The following is a 19,264-nucleotide window of genomic DNA, read 5'->3' on the forward strand; positions in this document are numbered from 1 at the left end:
GTATATAACGTGATCAGAATTTCAGTTCCAAAGGAATTCGAAAACGTACTTTTATGATTGAAAGCTGTTCTGAAAATCCGGACTGCCACCTAAAGTCCAAAGACCCCGTTTCGTTTTCTTACAATTTTTGAAAAGCACATCCCTCTACTTTTGTCTCGTTAATCTAAATCATCAAAACAATGAGACACTTAATTATTTACGCGCACCCCAACGAAAACAGTTTAAATCATCATCTTATGAACACGGTGGTTGAAACACTCCGGTCCCGTAATCAGGAGATCGTGGTAAGAGATCTTTATCAAATCGGTTTTAATCCTGTCCTTTCCCTGAATGATATGCAGGGACAGCGCATGGGAAAAGTATCGGATGATGTAAAGACAGAACAGGACCATATTTCATGGGCCGAGCAGATCACTTTCATTTATCCTATCTGGTGGACAGGACTTCCCGCTGTAATGAAAGGCTATATAGACCGTGTTTTCAGTTATGGCTTTGCATACCGTTATGATCAGGGGATACAAAAGGGACTTCTGAAAGGTAAAAAAACAGTCATTATCAATACTCATGGGAAATCATCTGAAGAATATGAGCGTACAGGAATGGATAAAGCCCTTTCCCTGACTTCTGATCATGGAATTTTCATCTATTCCGGGCTGGAAATCATCAGACATTTACTTTTTGACAAAGCAGATAAAGCCTCTTCTGAGGATCTTGACATATGGAGAGACCAGATTAAAAATCTATATTCAGAGCAGGTACTTAATTATTAATTTTTTATAAACATGCATTGGAAACAGGGCATAAGTCCTGTCTTATTGACCTTATACAAGCAACTCAGGAAAATAATAAAATACAGTTTTTTACATCCTGATCTTCTATTTTATTGTTAACCAATTTGTGGCATGAAATTAGCTTCAGAAATCGCAAGTAAAATTGTTTTGAACCATTATTTTAAGCCATTAAGACTGATGGATGGTTAAGTTTTTTTTAAAACAAATCTTGTTATAACCCTGCAATGCGTCTTAATGGTTTAAATATTGGATTTACAGCAAATTTCTGTATATTGGCATCACAATGAAACATCTGAACAGTATATTACGTCTTCCATTCTTCAGTGAATATTACACTCCGGGCTATCGTTCGGGAAGACTTTCTATATCTGTAATCCAATAATAATCTAACTTATAATATATAGAGCCCGGACAGTACCTGTCCGGGCTTTTTCATTTTAAAACTATTCAACATGATTGATTCATTACAAGAAAATGTGGCCATCATCCTGCCTGAAAACGGCCTCGAAGAAAAACTTAATCAGGCAAAAAAAGAAAACAGAAAACTATCTGTCAAACTGGGATTTGATCCTACCGCTCCGGATCTTCATCTGGGACATGCAGTAGTATTGAAAAAACTGAAGCAGTTTCAGGATCTGGGGCATCAGATTATCATCGTTGTCGGAAGCTTTACGGCAAGAATTGGTGATCCTACCGGAAAAAATAAAGCAAGAAAACCTTTGAGTGCGGAAGATGTAAAGCATAATGCACAGACTTACATCAATCAGCTTTCCAAAATAATTGATGTTAAGAAGACAAAGATTGTATTCAATTCCGAATGGCTGGACGCACTTGATTTTTCTGAGGTGATCCAACTGCTTTCAAAGGTTACTGTTGCCCAATTGATGCAGCGTAATGATTTTAATAAAAGGTTCACAGAGAATACTTCTATAGCTATGCATGAACTGGTGTATCCTATTCTTCAGGGTTTTGATTCAGTAAAAATAGAATGTGATATTGAGATGGGAGGTACAGATCAACTTTTCAACTGTACTATGGGAAGACAGCTTCAGGAAGTTCACCGGATGCCTGCCCAGATTATAATGTGTATGCCATTGCTAAGAGGCCTTGACGGAAAAGAAAAAATGAGTAAATCTCTGAACAATATTATCGGACTTACGGACGAGCCTAATGAAATGTTTGGTAAAACTATGTCTATTCCGGATGTCTTAATTGAGGAATTCATCAACCTGATCACCGATTTCTCCATGGAGGAAAAGGTAACTCTTGTTTCCAGAATGACAGAAGGTGAAAATCCAATGAATATCAAAAAATTGATTGCGAAGAACATCGTTACACAATACCACGATAAAACTGCGGCAGAACAGGCGGAACAATTCTTTATCAGTCAATTTCAGAATAAAAATTTTGAAGAGAAAATATATCAGCCTGTTACAATTGATTCCCTGGCAAGTACATACAGCAGGATTTCTATTGTTGAACTTTGTCATCATCTCAAAAATGACCTCAGCAAGTCTGCTATCCGGAGACTGATTCTGAGCGGAGGAATTCAGATCAATAATACTAAAATAACAGACCTTAATGAAGAAACGGAAATGATCCCCGGAACAAAAATAAAAGTCGGGAGAAGAGGCTTTTTTGAGTTGATATAAGGATGGAAGCCAGAAGAGGGAAGAGGGAGATTTTTTAGGACGGGGAACTTATGAATATTTTGATTGAGATATTTTTGAAAGTATTTATTGAATTAAAAAATACAAAGATTCTTTACAACATAAAAAGTAACTTCCAGCTTCCTTTTTTCCCCTTCCATTCTTCAGCTTATTTCAATATCTTCGTCATGTTAAAAACTATTTCCAATGAGCTACATCATGGTTGATATAGAATCGGACGGACCGATTCCGGGTGATTTTTCAATGGTCTGTTTCGGCGCAGTACTCGTCAATGAAGAGCTGGACACTACCTTTTATGGAAAACTGAAACCGATTTCTGAACAATTCAATCCGGAGGCCTTAGCAGTTTCTGGGTTCAGCAGAGAAGAAACGATGAGTTTCGATGATCCTGAAAAAGTAATGCTTGCCTTCGAAGAATGGATTAAAACGAATTCCAAAGGCAGACCTATTTTTATCAGTGATAATAATGGTTTCGACTGGATGTTCATCTGCTGGTATTTTCATCATTTTATCAGACGAAACCCTTTTGGCTTTTCATCCAGAAGGCTTTCTGATCTTTACTGCGGATTGGAAAAGGATACTTTTGCCCAATGGAAACATCTTCGCAAGACTGAACACACCCATAATCCATTAGATGATGCCAGAGGAAATGCTGAGGTTTTGCTGTATATGAAAGAAGAAATGGGACTGAAAATTGCATTAAAATAAAAACACTTTTTAACTATGATTCCTGACCTGCGTTACAAAAAAGCTGATGAAACGGATCTTGATTTTCTTTTGGCTCTCAGAATGAAAACCATGAATCCCCACTATGAAACTTCCGGACTTTCTACTGACAGGGAAACAACCCTGCAAAGAGTTCTTCATGAGTTTGATAAAGCCCACATTATTCTTTTAGACAATCACCCCATAGGACTGTTAAAAATAGACAGAACATTTACCAACATTGAAGTCCTGCAGCTTCAGATTGATCCCGGCCAGCAAGGTAAAGGGCTTGGAAAAAGGATTTTGTCTGATATCCTGGAGGAAGCTTCATTAGCAGGAAAAACGGTATCATTAAGTGTCTTAAAAACCAATAAGGCACAGCATCTTTACAGCAGCCTGGGCTTTAAAATTGTAGGAGAAGACAAGCATTCTTATTTTATGGAAACTGAAAGGCAATAATTGAAAATTGCATATTTAAGTTTTTGACTAAAGCCGTTGATTTTTCCTTTGATTAAACGGGCTAAAGTCCGTTTCTATTAATATAATAACAGCTTATTGATTGGCTATGGTCACATAGATCAGTCTCCCCCCTTCTTCTGCGGAAAGTAATATTTTTTTACCATCTGTGAGTTCTGCCATAGAACCTGGCGGAATTTCTTTCTGCTCTGTGATATCTTTCATTCCGGATAAGCTTTGGTTTACCAATACCCATTTTCCCTGGTGGAAGGTGAAATAGCCTACAGGCATTTTATCCTGCATGGTCAGATTTTCGTTTCTTATAATCTTTCTGGAAACATGCCATTTGAACAGATACTGATTATGATAGACCATCAATCTGTGATTTTCCGGTTTCCAAACCTCATCATCAAATTTAAAATACAGATCCAGAACCGGTAATGTTCCCTGATGAGGTGTCCCGCAGAACGGGCATTTCGGATTGCTGGTATTGTCAAAGACATACCACTTTTCAGTACAGCCGGAATTATGGCAAGGCTGGATCAGGTCTACCGTTTTCAGTAAAGCGGTTTCCCATTCATTGGCTGTAGGACGTCTGATCGGGTCATGCAATCCTTCTATAAATGTTTTCCGGAACAATTCCGAAATATAAGGACCCGTAACCGTATAAGGAATTTTCTGAGGATCTCCCCAGAAAGCATCCCATTTTCTGAGATGATCCGCTTTTACCTGATTGGAAGGGTCTTTTGGATGTTCTACAAATAATGCTTTCTCTCCCATTGAGATGATTTCATCTTTTTCAGAATCCAGATCCCAGATTTTGCCTCCACGGAGAGGATGTCTTCTCAGCAGATACATATAAATCAACACTGCAAGGGCATGCAGATCTGTTTTTTGATTAGGCAAATGCCGGCCTGGGTCCTGAAGGCTTAAGTGTTTTGTCTTTAAAACTTCAGGGGCGATAAAATCTGCAGTTCCTATTACTTCCGGCGGAAACAATTTGGGAACAACAAGACCGTCAATATCAATAATACAGGCAGATTTTGTAACGGGATCTACCAGAATATTATTATAGGATAAATCTGAGTGTGCCAGCCCCATCTGATGCAGCTTTTTTACTCCTCTGCTGATATTGATCGCGATCTGAAAATAGCTCAGCCAATCTCCCAGTTCCGACTGGTCCAGTCTCAGGGGATACTGTTGATTTCTGAACATAGGAGCAGTAAACCACTTCCCCACTTTATCCTGTCCCTGGATATTATCCGAACCGATATATCCTTTGGCAAAATAAAATTTATGGTGATAAACAGGAACCACAATTCCTGTAAGTTTATTTTTTTCAACAATATCGTAAGGCCATCGGAATATTTCGTTCAAAAAGTATTCGGAAGCATTTCCGTTCTGTATACTCTGCAGGTAGATAGAAACAATTCTCATGATCCTTTCTTTTTGTCCTTCATCCAGCGGATTCCGGTAGAAAGCGACTACATAGTCTTTATCAGGCGAAAAATAAACATCTTTCATCCCCCCCCGGATGGGGGTTTCATCTACATATTCATAAGATTTGGCTGTATCCAGGACAGAAACAACCTTAATGGTCTTTTTCATGGGTCTTAATAGATTATTGCCAATGTACGGTCATCATGATTTCCTCTGCTCCAGAAATCGCTCCAGATTAAAAGTTCTTCATCAATTTTTTCATCATTGATAAAGTCTGTTTTTGTACGGTCATCATTATTTCCGGCCAGGTCTTCAAAAAACGTTTTCCAGCTATCGGTATCTTCCAGTTTATTTTCTGTTGCAAACTTAGCATCATAAATACCATCGGTCATCAATACAAGATAGGCAAAATCTTCTATACAGGTAATTCTGAAGCGGGAAGCTATTTGATCATTGAAAATTTCTTTCATCGTAATAAAGCGGGTACCACCGCCAAATTCACCTACATCCATCAGATTCAAAAGTTTCACTTCAGAAAAATCAGGATTGATAAGATTAATCGGGCAATCTCCTACTCCAAAACTAAGGATTACATACCCGAAACTAAACTTTTTAAGTAAAGTAAAAATCAGCGTGGCATGCAGATCACTTACAGACAGAGCATTTTCTGATGCCACTTTTTCCAACCTTTGATAAACATGTAAAACACTTTCTGATAAAATATTTTTGATATTCTGCTCAGCTTCCGATTGATTTTCATCAGAAGCCTGAACTGCATACAAATGGTTGATATACTCTTCAATCTTGTTGACAGTCTCCTGTGAGCTGAAAAATTCATTGATCGTTACCGTTGCCAGTCTTGAACCTTCCCTTGCCATTGCAGCCGAGCCCGCTCCATCTGAAACAGAAACAATATTCCAATCTGAAGGAAGTGTATGCACGGCAAAATCATCTTCCCGAAATTTCCCTTCATGGGCATGAGATCGCCCTCTTTTGGAAGCTACCACAATTTTTCTGTCTGAAAATGAGCCTTTGAATGCATCTTCTTCAGATTTATAAAAAGCAGCATTTTTATCGCTTGGAATATTTTTCCACAGGTCTTTCGGGTCCGCGTTTACAAACAGCTGTATTTTCTTTGTTTCAGCCTGCTTCTGATCATGAGTATGATAAAACTGAACTTCCAGATGATACATATTATTGATTACCGGAATTCCCGAAATTATATTATTTTCAAAACGAAGTCCTGTTTCTTCAAGACCATTGATATTCTGAATTTTTATGTTCGGAAAATCTTCCATGTCAAGATGAAATTCATAGAACTGCTTTGCACTGGCATTCTTTAATACCCAATGAGCATCTTTGAATTCCTCCTTTTCTTTATGGATAAGAGCTTGTTCCATCGTCTTTGGTTTAGATTCAGCATCTGATTTCCGAAAAAATTTACCCATCATCAGCCCAGAGTTCTGTTAATATCAAATCCTCCTCCGGAATATCCGTAGTAATCCGAAGTTCCACACCATGGGCATTTACTGTATCCTTCTCCTCTTAAACAGTGAATCCCTCCGCAGGAGCAGGTAGCCAATGCAATAGGATTGGCACAGTGAGGACATGAAGTGCCCCCATCCAGCTCTTCTATATTAATTTTAAGTTGGGTTTTCTGATTTGAAGAAAGCCTGTAATACGCTTTTTCGTCAATTTTATAGGCACCATCCAATCTGTAATATCTTGTAGCCATTCCCGGAATGCTGGATTCTGCAAATGTCTTTTTAAACTTCATCAGGTAAAGTTTTTCCGTTTCCTGACATTTCCCGTTCAGGACAACAAAATTATTATCCGGAAATCTCTGTTGCATTTCAGGATCTACTTTCTCCAGAATCTGAGCATCAATTTTAGACAGATTGATTCCTTCTTTTTTTGCTTCTGTTACACTCTGGCTGGTAGTTTTAATAGAATCTGTAACCCATTTGAAAAATTCTTTATAAGAATTCTCATCGGAATTATTGAACAGTAAAACATTCTCTGCCAGAGAACCGAGAAGTTTATAATTGGTATTTTCTCCTATAGATACAGCGATCGTATTGGATTTGCCATTGTATTTGGTATTCCATCTTTCAATGGCTTTGGTGGCATCATCAGTGGGCACTCCATCTGTAAAAAGGAAAACAATAGGTTTCCAATCACCTTTTCTTTCATAAGTGGTTTTGATAATATCCCTGTCTATACAGTCCATTACCTTAATTAAGCCCTGTGAAAGTGATGTACCGCTCCCTATCGGAATTTTAGGCGGATAAAAGCTGATAATGTCCTGAAGCGGAGTAATTACTTCTGCTTCTCCCGCAAAACCTATCACCGAAATATAAACGGTTTCCAGTGAATACGGATCTTTTTTTAATTCTCTGATGATATTGGCGATACCTTCCTGTACCTGCTCAATAGGTTCTCCTACCATAGATTCGGAGATGTCCACTAAAAAATAAATAGGCAGTCTTCTCATGCTGTAAAGACAATTTTTTAAATAATAATATTAAGTTCCGATGGCGGCGGAGGTAATGTGATGTTTTCTCCTGTATTATGAGACTGCCCCCCTTGTGTAATGGAAGAACTCACCCATCTGAAAAAGGAAGAAAGGGTAATAGCATCGGTAGTATCAAGCTTTACCACATGATCCGTCAGTTCCTTCAAAAACTGTTCGTCTGCTTTCGGACCTGCTGCACATCCTACGATAGCCCCAAATTCCAGTCCTCTGATCACCGGGATCATCTGTCTGTATTTCTGAATATCCGACGGTTTACCATCTGTAAATATAAAAAGCAGAGGCTGCCAGTCTCCTTTTGTATCAGCAGATTCTTTTACAAGGTCTTTCTGCACCAATTCAGCAACCATTTCCAAAGCTGCTCCTGTGTGGGTAGGCCCACTATCCGGGCAGGTAATTTCCATTGGATAAAAACTTGCCAGATCTGTTAAGGGTATAATATTCTTAACCTCTCTATCAAAGGTAATGACACTTAAATGTAAGCTGTCCATCGCCTGCGGGTCTGCGCGAAGCATACTGATAAGGCCATTGAAACCATTGTTCAGTGCCTGAATAGGCTCTCCGTTCATAGACCCCGAAGTATCTAATAAAAAATAAGCTAATAATCTCCTGCTCATTATAGACAAGTATTAATTCTGAAGCCGGCGGAGAGAGTCGGAGACTTCCTAGCCGGCTTTTATGTAAGTTGAAAAATTGAAAATCTAGTTAGAATAAGCGTACTGCTGTCTCAGAATATCTATAAAATTATCTGTATGATGCGGCTCTCCTACTGCGCGGAATTTCCAGTCTCCGTTGTGACGGTATGCCTCTGCAAAAACCATTGCACACATTCCATTCATGCTTGAATCACCGGAGAGACTGTATTTGGTAATTTCCTTTCCTGTAGCATCTACCGCCCGGATAAATGCATTTTCTATCATTCCGAAATGCTGGTTATTGGTTCTTCCCTGATAAATAGTAACAAGAAATACAATTTTCTGATAACTCTGATCCAATTGATCCAGTCTTACAATGATCTGCTCATCATCCCCATCACCTGCTCCGGTTCTGTTGTCTCCTGTAAGCCATACATTCCCGCTGGGATGCTGCATAGAATTAAAAAAAACCACATCTCCCTGGTAAAGCCCCATTTGTCTTCCATCGTTGGTCTGTACTGTTCTTCCCAGATTAGCCACTTTACCATTTCCATCTAAAAGAAAAGCTACTGCATCAAGATCGTATTCAGCTTCTTTACTGAACAGTTTACCGAAGAATCCTCCCCCTTGCTTTCTTACATCCCATCCTAAACCGATGGTCACTTTTGAAAGATCATAAACGCTTTCACCGCGGTCATTCTTTCTTAAATCTATCGTTTGTCCTTTCTGTAAATTAATTGCCATAGTTATCGTTTTGTGTATTTGATGATGTTATTTGATAATCTGTCCCTTATAGTACTTTTCAAGGAAGAAGCCAAGGTCTGCTCTGTATCCTATTCCTGAGGCTTCAAACTTCCAGCTTCCGTTTCTTTTGTAAAGTCTTCCGAATTCCACTCCCGTTTCGATAGAAAAATCTTCATCCAGTTCATATTTTGCTATTTCCTGGTTTGAATGGTTATCCACAACTCTGATGTAAGAGTTTCTTACCTGCCCGAAATTCTGTCTTCTTCTTTCAAAGTCTTCTATGGTTACCACGAAAAGAATCTCTTCCACTCTTGAATCTACTTTATCAAGATCTATAACGATTGCTTCGTCATCATCACCATCACTGTTTTTACCATTGGGGTCGTCACCTGTATGAGTAAGGGCACCATCCGGAGATTTCAGATTATTGTAAAAAACAAAATATTCTTCGCTTACTAATTTTCTGTCAGAATCAATCATGATTGCAGAAGCATCCAGGTCAAAATCATAGCCGGTTCCTTCATTGGGATCCCAGCCTAGTCCAATAGTCATTTTCGTCAATCCTATTTCAATCTTTTGCCCTTTCTGTAGATTAATTGCCATAGTGTCTTATATTATGAATTATTTTTTGCATTAAGATAGATTTGATTTACGAATTAACCAAATTTATTTATTAAAAAATATTCCATACAGCCCATTTAAGCCACATTATATAAAAAAGGTCCAATTAAAAATTGAACCTTGTATAGTATAAAAAATTGTGTTGAGCCTTAATTTTCAAAGTTTTTATCTGCAACAGCCACATTTCTTGCTTTTGCCAGCATAGGAATAGAAATCAAGCCCATGACCAACATAATTACAATTTGCAGCGGTAAAGAAATAAAGGAATAAGTAAGTCCCATTTCACCTCCGAAATCAGCACTTTTCCCCACAGAGATAAAGAGTGCCATAAAACCGTATTTCATAGCAAGATTATAGGCTCCGATCCCCCCACTGGCAGGAATAATCATTCCCAATGTTCCTACTACGATAATAAAAAAACCGTCTGCGAAGGTAAATGCAGATGTTTCAGGAAGAGCAAAACATACAAGATAAGCAGCCAGATAATAGCAAATCCAGATTCCTAATGTATAAAGGATGAACTTTCCTTTTTCTTTTAATTTAAATATTGATGTGAGTCCCTGAAAAATACCATCGATAAAACCGACCACTTTTCCTAAAAACGGAATTCCTGAAAGCTTCTTTTTAAATACAAAAAACAGAACTGTCCCTACAATCAGAATTGACAGAGCTAGCATGATCTTGTTGGGGTTCATATTGATTCCTGAATTTTTATAGAATGACAGAATAGCCTCATATTTAAACAGTAAAGTCAGTCCTAAGAAACCAAGCATACAGATAAGATCTACTACCCTTTCCAGAATAATAGTTCCAAAAGATTTGTCTACAGGCACCTTCTCTACTCCATACAAAGCAGTAGCTCTTGCCACTTCACCGCTTCTAGGGATCGTAAGATTCATCAGATAACCGAAAGATATTGACCACAACGCATTGGAATTCGAAATCCTGTACCCCAAAGGTTCCAGCATCAGATTCCAGCGGATCGCTCTGAACCCATAGGCAAGAAGCCCAAATACGGAAGCCAACAGCACCCAAAGATAATTGGCTTTTGCCAGAGATTTCTGAATAGTTTTAAAATCAAGCCCTCTTAAAGCAAGCCATAAAAAAAAGCCTGCAAAAGCAAGCGATATTACTATTGTAATTATTGTTTTTACTGGACTTTTTGATATTTTCTCCATGTACTACGTAAGAAGGTTTGTTTTTTCGTCCGGGAAAACAATTTTTGGCTGGAAATCTTTTGCTTCCTCAGGTGTCATCTGTGCATAAGCAATAATGATAATGATATCATCTTTCTGTACTTTTCTCGCAGCAGGCCCGTTCAGACATACTTCTCCAGATTTTCTTTTCCCTTTGATCACATACGTATCAAAACGTTCTCCGTTATTCACATTGACGATATAGACCCTCTCTCCTACTACCAGGCCGGCAGCTTCTATAAGATCTTCATCTATCGTTATACTCCCTATATAATTAAGGTCAGAGGCAGTTACTCTCACCCTATGGATTTTGGACTTGAAAACTTCTATTAACATGTTGCAAATTTATTAATAAAAATTAATAAATCGGGTCTTTACTCTCATTAAAAAACTCCCACAAACACAGGGGTTTAATTTTACAAAACACAAGGATTATAATAATTACTTATAGATTTAATAATCATATGGTTAAAAATATTAATTGTTTATACAAAATTTAGGATTTAATAAATAGAGGAAATAATATCTACTTTTTGCTAAAGTCAATAAACATAAGCATTTGGCATGATTTTAGTAACCCGTAACGTAGATTTTCTGTGAAAATTAGAATTATCATATTTTAACTGATTTCACTGAAAAGCAAAAAAATTGTACAAGTTTTAATAAAAAAATTGCACAATTAGAAAATAGTACTATATTTGCTATAATTACGAACTAACTTTAATATTAAAAATTATGAACAAGTCTGAATTAATCGACGCAATCGCAAAAGATGCAGGTATCACTAAAGTTGCAGCTAAAGCTGCTCTAGAATCTTTCATTGGTAACGTAACTACTACTTTAAAGAAAAAAGACGGAAAAGTTTCTCTAGTAGGTTTCGGTACTTTCTCAGTAGCTGAGAGAGCAGCTAGACAAGGTATTAACCCTGCAACTAAAAAACCGATCAAGATCGCTGCTAAAAAAGTTGCTAAATTCAAAGCTGGAGCTGATTTATCAAACGCAGTTTCAGGTGCTAAGAAAAAATAATCATTCAGATTACAAAAATTCAAGGGCTGTTTCTAAGAAACAGCCTTTTTTTATTTTAAATGATGATAGAGAATTAAACCATTAAGAAGTTTTAAGGGGTTTAGAAGTATTAAGTTTTGGCTGAAGCCTTTAGATCATGCACCATAAAAATAAGCGGGTTAAAACCCGCCTCTATTGATAAATTTAGCCATAAAAAGAATCTATTACATTTGAAAAAGACATTATTCAATAGGAACGGGCTTTAGCCCGTTTAAAAATAAATATCAATTCCCACGGCTTTAGCCAAAACTTAAAAGGTAATCTAATATGACAAATGTTGTCATTATTCTGTTCAAACTTAATAAGTTTTGGCTGAAGCCTCTATCATTATGCACCATAAAAATAAGCGGATTAAAACCCGCTTCTATTGAGATATCATTGGCAATTCGTAATTTTTCCGTTACGGCGCCAATCTTGAAATTTTCCAGTCAAGATCTTCAAGCTGATAAATAATCCTGTCATGAAGACGATTTGGTCTTCCCTGCCAGAATTCTATTTCATAAGGTCTTGCAAGATACCCTCCCCAATGGGCAGGTCTTGGAACTTCCGTATTTTCATATTCTTTTTCAAGCTCTCTTAACTTATCTTCCAGAAATTCCCTGTTGGGAATCACCTGGCTCTGCGGAGATACAACAGCTCCCAGCTGGCTTCCTTTCGGTCTCGAATGAAAATACCCGTCACTCAGATTTTCAGCCACTTTCTCAAGATCCGCTTTAATGATAATCTGGCGTTCCAGATTAGGCCAGAAAAAATGCAGGCAGGCCTTATGGTTGTTTTCTATTGCTTTTCCTTTTCTGCTGCTGTAATTGGTATAAAAAATAAATCCTTCATGAGTATAGGCTTTAAGAAGGACCATTCTTGTTCTCGGACATCCATCTTCTTCCACTGTAGAAACCGCCATAGCATTAGCTTCTGAGATCATCGGATTCTCATTTGCGTCCAAAAACCAGTCTCTGAACTGCTCTATTGGATTTTGTTTGATCTCACTTTCAATAAGTTGGGATTTCTCATACACTTTTCTTTTGTCGTGCAGGTTTTCCATAATTTTTTTTTATTAAATTTGAGTATGAATCACTCATACAAAGGTAAAATATTAATCTCGACACCTGACATTTCCGGCGATATTTTTTCAAGATCGGTAGTATTGGTTATTGAACACAATGAAAGTGGTGCATTTGGTTTGATATTGAATAAAAAGAACAGCCAGATGAGTAGCAAATTCAAAGATTTCTTTGACTTTAAAATTGAAGTATATGATGGAGGTCCTGTAGAAAATGATAAAGTTTTTTTCATTGTAAAAGGCAAAAGAGTCACGGAAATCTATACAGATATTACTGATGAATACTATCTTACAGAAGATATAGAGCGTATCATTAATGCTGTGCTGAGTGGTGAACTCAATATTGAACATATTAAAATATTTTCAGGATATTCCGGATGGTCTCCTAACCAGCTGGATACTGAAGTGCAGAGAAAAATGTGGACGGTAGTGGATGTTTACAATCTGGATTATACGCTTCCCAACGATCAGACACTCTGGAAATCTATCATGCAGAATCTTGGAGGAGAATTTCTCCTTTGGGCCAATTCACCTGAAGACATTTCACTCAATTAAAAAGTATATTTTTCGTATCAAATTGACAATTAACAAACTTTAAGATTCTTTTAACCAATTTTAAAGAAAGTTTTTCCGTTCTTTGAAAAAACTAAAATCACTGATATGAAAGGTATTACATTACTTGCTTTATCAATATTTTCTACAGCGTTTTTATCATTTACTCCTACCAATAAAAAATACATTGTCATAGATGCCGGGCATGGCGGAAATGATTTTGGGGCAACGTATGGTGAAGTGCTGGAAAAAAATATTTCATTAAGCGTTGCTAAGGAAATCCAGAAGATCAATGAAAACCAGGATAAATATGAGGTTATTCTAACAAGGGATTCGGACAGCTATCCTACCCTATCTGAAAGAACAGAGCAGATCAATAAGCTGAATCCTGAAATGGTTATTTCCCTCCATGTTAACAACTCTCCACAAAAAGAAAGATCAGACAACGGATTTGAAGTCTATGTTCAGAATTCTGATGTTTCAAAAGAATTGGCCGGGAAAATTTACAAGAAATTCAACGCCCGTAAAATTGAAGAGCGCAATCTTCATATACTAAGAGAAACCAAAGCACCTGCTGTATTGGTAGAACTTGGGTTCATCAATAATTCTGATAACAGGAATTATATTACCAGTGAAAAAGGGCAGAAAGAAATTGCACAGAAATTCGTTGAAATTATCAACGAGTATTAAATAAAAAAAACAATTTCTGATTTACTCAGAATAAAACCCGGTAAAGGACTTCTGGAACTTTGTTGTTTACCGGGTTTGTCAATTTTTTTATTGATTAAAATCGGACTTCCAGCTTGCTACCAATTCTGAGAAACGGGCGGTTTCAAAAGTCTTATTTCTTATTTTACATACAGAAAATATACCTTTCTCTTCAGAAATCATTAAAATCTCCTCGGCCTTCTGCGATTCAAAGGCAATAATCTCATGTTCCTGGATATCAGCAAGATTATTTTTATGTAAGAAAGTAACAAAATTTTCCATTAAAGGAGAAATGTAAGCACCTTCGGTCTGTCTTGGTATTTTGATAACATTACCTTCCAAAAAAAGAAGATTTCCTGTAGTGGTACGTGCAATTCTTTTATTCGGATTAAGGAGAATTACATCGTCAAGATCGTTTTCCTGAGCATAGATCTCCCCGTAGATATTTTCCGGACAGTGAACCCTGATATTGCTCAAAAGGTTGTTATTAACGTTAATTTCTTTGATCATATCCAGTTCCAGAGGCCTTCGATGAACAGCCAGCACATCCTCCATTTCTGTTACTTCATAAAAGTAAGAGACAGAGGATTTTGCCAAAGTAATACCATCATTATTCCTGAATACCTGAAAATTGACAATTCCGTTTTTCACTCCTTTACCTTCAATAATATCTTTATGAAAAAGTGTCTGAAAAAACTCCAGCGTGTACGTTAAAGGAATATTCATTCTCATCTTTCTCATGGAAGCCATCAGGAAAAAATAGCATTCTTCGTCCATGATCAAACTACCATTTCTTACAAAGAAAGAAACCTTTACTGAGTCACCCCACAGAAATGCTCTGTTCTTTACATTTAACCCGTCTGATGTAAAATATTGATTTTCCAATTTTTGATATGATTTATTTACAAAAAAATAATGAACGATAAATCGTTCATCAGTTTTATCATTTAATATAGTACAGTATTAAGCTGCACCTAATTTTATTCTGAGGTTTTCAATAAGATTCTCCCAATACATTGCGTTTTCATCTTCATCACCATCTTCACAGAAGTCTGTAATATTAAGAGAGAGATCTTCTGTAATATCATCTATAACGATAGTCATTTCAAAGAAGTTTTTAGTTCCTTCATCTTCTTCCCATCTGAAACGCACGAAACCTTCAGGCTTATATCTGATCAAAGTGGCCTTCTCAGCAGGCCCTCCGCCCCAGCTAAAAAAGAAATCATCGCCTTTCTCTGTTACCTCATCCGCAAACCATTCAGACAATCCCTCTGCAGTCGCCAGATATTCATATAAAATCTCTGATAAACAGTGCATTGGAAATTCGTAATGGACTTTATGTTTCGCCATATAATCTTTGTTTTATCGTCCCGCAATATATAAATTAATTTTTTTATTACGCAAAAAAACAAATACTTTTTTAAAGAATCTGTATGATATTTATCACCGGATTCAAATCTTTATCAGACTAAGTTTTAAGGCTTAAAACTGCCATGCTAAACATAAAAAAAACTCTCCTTTCTGGAGAGGTTTATGCTTTAATTTTCATTTAATATATCCAGGATAATCTGACATCCTTCTCTGATTTCATCCATTGATAAGGTGAGCGGCGGAGAGATTCTCAGGTATTCATTTCTGTACAGCTGCCAGAAAACAATAAGCCCTCTTTCCATACATTTTTTGGCTACTTCCAGCGTATATTCAGGAGTTCCTAGATTTACAGCCAGCATCAATCCTTTACCATTTATATTTTTGATTTTAGGATGAACCAAAAGTTCTCTGAACAGCTTTTCTTTTTCATCCACCTCATCCATAAGGCCACTATCCAGAACTTCTTTTAAGGTAGCATAACTTGCTGCCGCAATTAACGGATTTCCTCCAAAAGTAGTGATGTGTCCAAGCTTTGGTGAATGTGAAAGGGTTTCCATAATTTCTCTGGAACTCATAAAAGCACCTACAGGAACTCCTCCTCCCATTCCTTTACCCATTACCAGAATATCCGGAACGATTCCAAAATGTTCAAAAGAAAATAATTTTCCTGTTCTTCCAAATCCTGGTTGTATTTCATCCAGAATCAGAAGTGCTCCTACTTCTTCACATCTTCTTTTCAATCTGATCAGATAGTCCTGGGCAGGAACTAAAAATCCTGCAGCACCCTGAATGGTTTCCAGGATTACACATGCAGTTTTCTCCGTGATTTTATCAAGATCTTCATCGTTATTAAATTCGATAAAAGAAACCATCGGCAGTAAGGGACGGAATTCTCTTTTGTGGGTCTCATTTCCTGAAACACTTAAGGCACCATGGGTATTTCCATGATAGGAATTTTTAAAGGAAACAATTTCCTCTCTTCCTGTATATCTTTTTGCCAGCTTTAAACTTCCGTCAATAGCTTCTGCGCCGCTGTTTACAAGATAGGTAACTTCTAAAGGCTCCGGAGTGGCTTCTGCAAGCAGCCTGCATAGGGCAACAGGTTTTTCCTGCGCGTATTCGCCATATACCATTACGTGAAGATATTTATCTGCCTGTTCTTTGATTGCATTTACGATCTTAGGATGTGAATGCCCCAGCGTATTGGCAGAAACTCCTGCTACAAAGTCAAGGTATTTTTTTCCGTCTGTACCATAAATATAGCTTCCTTCTGCTTTTTCAACTTCAAAACCTGCCGCAAATTTTGTGGTTTGAGCCTGATATATAAAAAAATCTTTATGCATTTCCATTGTCTCCAAAAATTTCAGCAAAGCTATAAAAGATTCATTAAAGGTTAAAATTAATCCATAAAAAAGACCAGCGAATACTGGTCATTTTATTATTTTCTTGTTCGTTTAGGTTTTTTAGCTTCTTCTTTTGCTCTTTCATCATCAATGGCTTTCTGGGCTTTATCGAAGAGCTCATTATCAGCTGTATATTGTATTTCTTCGTTGTTGGGACTATCTACGAGGATATCCTGCCATTTTCTGATCCTGTCTTTCGTATTCCAGTTAAAATCCGGGAATTTCCTTTTTGAAGGTTCTATCATACTCATGGGATAGGTATCTGAAGCCGCTCCGATACTGCATGAAATAATCTGTAATGCCCTTTCTTCAAACAATGCTCCGATAATTCCGCAGGTGGAAAGCGTAATCCCTATTCTTTCCGGCTTTTTGGTTTCCTGATCAGTATCATCCACATAGACGATAGATTGGGCGTTTCCTACTACTCTTGCTTCTTTAATGGCATTCTTTTCATAGTATACCGTCATGAATTTTCCTTTGACCTGATTGAACTCATCTTTAAGATTCAGAGAGTCTACTTTACTGATGGCAAAGGCATTTCCGATTACTTTTAAAGAATCAATATCTTCTGTCTGGGTATTGAAGTAAGCTTCCACTTTATCTCCCGTTACCTGTTTTTCACCACTCCAAAGAATAGGGTTGGTATACATGTGCATAATTCCGTCCGTTTCATTGAAAGCAATAGAATCTGCTCTTCCCTGTGCATTGGATTTATAAATACGGGCTTTTTTAAAGGCTCTCAGGTAGCTTTTCTTCACTTTGACATCCAGGGAATCCGGTCTTTGGTAAGAGATGATTTTTTCAGCTGCAAAATAAATAGAGTCTTTCTCCATTACTTTTACAGCATAAGGACTTTTCGTCATCATGGCAGAGTCTTTCTTCTCGAAAATTTCTCCGTAACCTCCTTTTATATATCTCCTTTCCTTAGGATCATCAAGGGTTACATTTCCTGTTGCTTTACCGAATCCTGAAATCTGATTATAATACATATCATCCCCGGTAAGGATTTTCTCATTATAAAAGATCCTGGAGTTTTTGGTTAAATAAGCCTCCTTGGTATCCATTTTATAAGTCCCCTTTTCAGTATAGATTCTATTTCTTGGATTGGTTTTGCTGGTAATAGTTGTAGGACCTATAAAATCAGCAATTTTCGTATTTTGATTCTGCTTAATATTAGGCCCTTCTATTGTATACTGAGGGGTTTCAATTTTTACATTTCCGGTAAGGTCTACGACTCTTGTATTAAGGAAATAAGTTCCTACCTTGGCATAGGTTACATTCTGGCCGTCAGAAATCGTCCCTCCTGTATTGAAATAAGCCTGATTGGCTAATCTGTCATAATACAGAATGTCTGTTTTTATGGTTTGTTTGGGATCGGTAAGAACTACATTTTTCCTGGCAACACCTTTTTGGGTATTGGCATCATATTCCATTTCTCCTGCAGTAATTACAGAACCGTCTGTGTTTTGAAGTCTTGTATTGCCTATTGCTTTTACAAAATTTTCCTCATTATACAGAACAACTTCATCTGCTGTAAGAATGGAGCCCTGATGTTCAATCTGAACATTTCCGGTAAAATATTGATTCCCATCGTATTTTTCAGGGTTTTTCTTGATCTCGTCCGCATGGATGATCTTTACTTTATCTTCAGGTCTCACCTGTTTAGGCTGAGTGGGTGAAGGAGCCTGCAAATAAGGATCTCGCTTCACAGGGGTTTTATCCTGCGCAAAGCTTAGCGTAGAAATAAAGAGTAACAGAAAAAAAGCTATTCTCATTAATTAGTCATTCTTAGTGCCATAGAAATACAGCGAATGAGAATCAATTTTTACGCCAAATGCTTCTTCAATGGCTTCTTTGATTCCTTGAATTCTTGGGTCACAGAATTCAATAATTTCTTCAATTTCTTTATCAGAATCTTTTTTGTAGATCACCAGGTGGTCATGCTGTTTATCAAAATAAGATTTTTCATAAGATGAAGAGGTCAATGTCTTTTCTCCAAACTGATGCTTACGGATCAATCCCGCATCAAGGAAAATTTCAATAGTGTTGTAAATCGTTGCTTTGGAAACATGATATTTTTTCTGCATCATCAGAAGATACAGATCATCAACGTTGAAGTGATGATCCATATTATAAATCTCTTCCAATATCGTATATCTTTCAGGAGTGTTTCTAAACCCTTTTTCTAATAAGTAGTTTCTCAACACATCCTTGATCAAAGCTATATTTTTTTCTTTTTGTACTGTATCCATTAAAAAAATTATCTACAAATTTATTGAATTTTATTTAAATAGATATTATGGTAAATACTAAA

General features: G+C 37.0%; 21 protein-coding genes. 7 read left to right on the top strand and 14 right to left on the bottom strand.

The window, feature by feature from the left end:
* Nucleotides 1-179 precede the first annotated feature (179 nt).
* The 4 genes from AC3FI7_RS11720 to AC3FI7_RS11735 all read left to right on the top strand — a co-directional run bounded on the left by AC3FI7_RS11720 (nt 180) and on the right by AC3FI7_RS11735 (nt 3,625).
* Entirely contained in the window at nt 180-770 is a 591-nt protein-coding gene (locus AC3FI7_RS11720; RefSeq protein WP_491462073.1) for an NAD(P)H-dependent oxidoreductase, read from the top strand.
* A 473-nt stretch (nt 771-1,243) separates the two neighbouring features.
* Nucleotides 1,244-2,443 (top strand): tyrosine--tRNA ligase, encoded by a 1,200-nt coding sequence (tyrS, locus tag AC3FI7_RS11725; protein ID WP_491462074.1) that lies wholly within the window; start codon nt 1,244-1,246, stop codon nt 2,441-2,443.
* Between the two features lie 204 nt (nt 2,444-2,647).
* Nucleotides 2,648-3,169 carry a 3'-5' exonuclease gene (locus tag AC3FI7_RS11730; RefSeq protein ID WP_491462075.1) on the top strand — a complete coding sequence of 174 codons (522 nt, stop codon included), beginning with the start codon at nt 2,648-2,650 and terminating at the stop codon, nt 3,167-3,169.
* Between the two features lie 15 nt (nt 3,170-3,184).
* Nucleotides 3,185-3,625 carry a GNAT family N-acetyltransferase gene (locus AC3FI7_RS11735; protein WP_142724944.1) on the top strand — a complete coding sequence of 147 codons (441 nt, stop codon included), beginning with the start codon at nt 3,185-3,187 and terminating at the stop codon, nt 3,623-3,625.
* A gap of 93 nt (nt 3,626-3,718) precedes the next feature.
* Here the strand turns inward: AC3FI7_RS11735 and AC3FI7_RS11740 are convergent, their stop codons facing one another.
* The 8 genes from AC3FI7_RS11740 to panD all read right to left on the bottom strand — a co-directional run bounded on the left by AC3FI7_RS11740 (nt 3,719) and on the right by panD (nt 11,127).
* On the bottom strand, nt 3,719-5,230 hold the full coding sequence (locus tag AC3FI7_RS11740) for a helix-hairpin-helix domain-containing protein (RefSeq protein ID WP_491462076.1): 1,512 nt from the start codon (nt 5,228-5,230) through the stop codon (nt 3,719-3,721).
* Nucleotides 5,231-5,235: 5 nt separating this feature from the next.
* Entirely contained in the window at nt 5,236-6,462 is a 1,227-nt protein-coding gene (locus AC3FI7_RS11745) for a PP2C family serine/threonine-protein phosphatase (protein ID WP_491462077.1), read from the bottom strand.
* A 50-nt stretch (nt 6,463-6,512) separates the two neighbouring features.
* Nucleotides 6,513-7,556, bottom strand: coding sequence for a TerY-C metal binding domain-containing protein (locus AC3FI7_RS11750; RefSeq protein ID WP_142724947.1), 1,044 nt, complete (start codon nt 7,554-7,556; stop codon nt 6,513-6,515).
* A gap of 17 nt (nt 7,557-7,573) precedes the next feature.
* Nucleotides 7,574-8,212, bottom strand: a complete 639-nt coding sequence (locus AC3FI7_RS11755) for a vWA domain-containing protein (RefSeq protein ID WP_142724948.1) — start codon at nt 8,210-8,212, stop codon at nt 7,574-7,576.
* A gap of 84 nt (nt 8,213-8,296) precedes the next feature.
* Complete coding sequence (locus tag AC3FI7_RS11760) at nt 8,297-8,974, bottom strand: TerD family protein (RefSeq protein WP_142724949.1); 678 nt, start codon at nt 8,972-8,974, stop codon at nt 8,297-8,299.
* A 27-nt stretch (nt 8,975-9,001) separates the two neighbouring features.
* A complete protein-coding gene (locus AC3FI7_RS11765) occupies nt 9,002-9,577 on the bottom strand; it encodes a TerD family protein (protein WP_142724950.1) in 576 nt (191 codons plus the stop codon).
* Nucleotides 9,578-9,744: 167 nt separating this feature from the next.
* The gene (locus AC3FI7_RS11770; protein ID WP_491462078.1) at nt 9,745-10,773 is read right to left on the bottom strand and encodes a lysylphosphatidylglycerol synthase transmembrane domain-containing protein; all 1,029 of its coding nucleotides are present in this window, start codon (nt 10,771-10,773) and stop codon (nt 9,745-9,747) included.
* A gap of 3 nt (nt 10,774-10,776) precedes the next feature.
* Complete coding sequence (panD, locus tag AC3FI7_RS11775; protein ID WP_002976902.1) at nt 10,777-11,127, bottom strand: aspartate 1-decarboxylase; 351 nt, start codon at nt 11,125-11,127, stop codon at nt 10,777-10,779.
* 399 nt (nt 11,128-11,526) lie between these two features.
* Between panD and AC3FI7_RS11780 the strand changes: the two genes are divergently transcribed.
* Nucleotides 11,527-11,817 (top strand): HU family DNA-binding protein, encoded by a 291-nt coding sequence (locus tag AC3FI7_RS11780; RefSeq protein WP_002976900.1) that lies wholly within the window; start codon nt 11,527-11,529, stop codon nt 11,815-11,817.
* A gap of 439 nt (nt 11,818-12,256) precedes the next feature.
* Here AC3FI7_RS11780 and pdxH read toward each other — a convergent pair whose 3' ends face one another.
* Nucleotides 12,257-12,898 (bottom strand): pyridoxamine 5'-phosphate oxidase, encoded by a 642-nt coding sequence (pdxH, locus tag AC3FI7_RS11785; RefSeq protein ID WP_142724952.1) that lies wholly within the window; start codon nt 12,896-12,898, stop codon nt 12,257-12,259.
* 24 nt (nt 12,899-12,922) lie between these two features.
* Between pdxH and AC3FI7_RS11790 the strand changes: the two genes are divergently transcribed.
* Nucleotides 12,923-13,471, top strand: a complete 549-nt coding sequence (locus AC3FI7_RS11790) for a YqgE/AlgH family protein (RefSeq protein ID WP_142724954.1) — start codon at nt 12,923-12,925, stop codon at nt 13,469-13,471.
* Nucleotides 13,472-13,576: 105 nt separating this feature from the next.
* A complete protein-coding gene (locus AC3FI7_RS11795; RefSeq protein ID WP_142724955.1) occupies nt 13,577-14,158 on the top strand; it encodes an N-acetylmuramoyl-L-alanine amidase family protein in 582 nt (193 codons plus the stop codon).
* 87 nt (nt 14,159-14,245) lie between these two features.
* Here AC3FI7_RS11795 and AC3FI7_RS11800 read toward each other — a convergent pair whose 3' ends face one another.
* The 5 genes from AC3FI7_RS11800 to AC3FI7_RS11820 form a co-directional block, all read right to left on the bottom strand.
* Entirely contained in the window at nt 14,246-15,061 is an 816-nt protein-coding gene (locus tag AC3FI7_RS11800) for an aminotransferase class IV (protein WP_491462079.1), read from the bottom strand.
* Nucleotides 15,062-15,139: 78 nt separating this feature from the next.
* A complete protein-coding gene (locus tag AC3FI7_RS11805) occupies nt 15,140-15,526 on the bottom strand; it encodes an START-like domain-containing protein (protein WP_002976884.1) in 387 nt (128 codons plus the stop codon).
* Between the two features lie 188 nt (nt 15,527-15,714).
* Nucleotides 15,715-16,890, bottom strand: a complete 1,176-nt coding sequence (locus AC3FI7_RS11810) for an aspartate aminotransferase family protein (RefSeq protein WP_491462094.1) — start codon at nt 16,888-16,890, stop codon at nt 15,715-15,717.
* A gap of 95 nt (nt 16,891-16,985) precedes the next feature.
* On the bottom strand, nt 16,986-18,725 hold the full coding sequence (locus AC3FI7_RS11815) for an OstA-like protein (protein WP_343659579.1): 1,740 nt from the start codon (nt 18,723-18,725) through the stop codon (nt 16,986-16,988).
* 3 nt (nt 18,726-18,728) lie between these two features.
* Complete coding sequence (locus AC3FI7_RS11820) at nt 18,729-19,202, bottom strand: Fur family transcriptional regulator (protein ID WP_027374694.1); 474 nt, start codon at nt 19,200-19,202, stop codon at nt 18,729-18,731.
* Nucleotides 19,203-19,264 lie beyond the last annotated feature (62 nt).

It is taken from the genome of Chryseobacterium sp. TQ-BC-N36, from assembly GCF_058382295.1.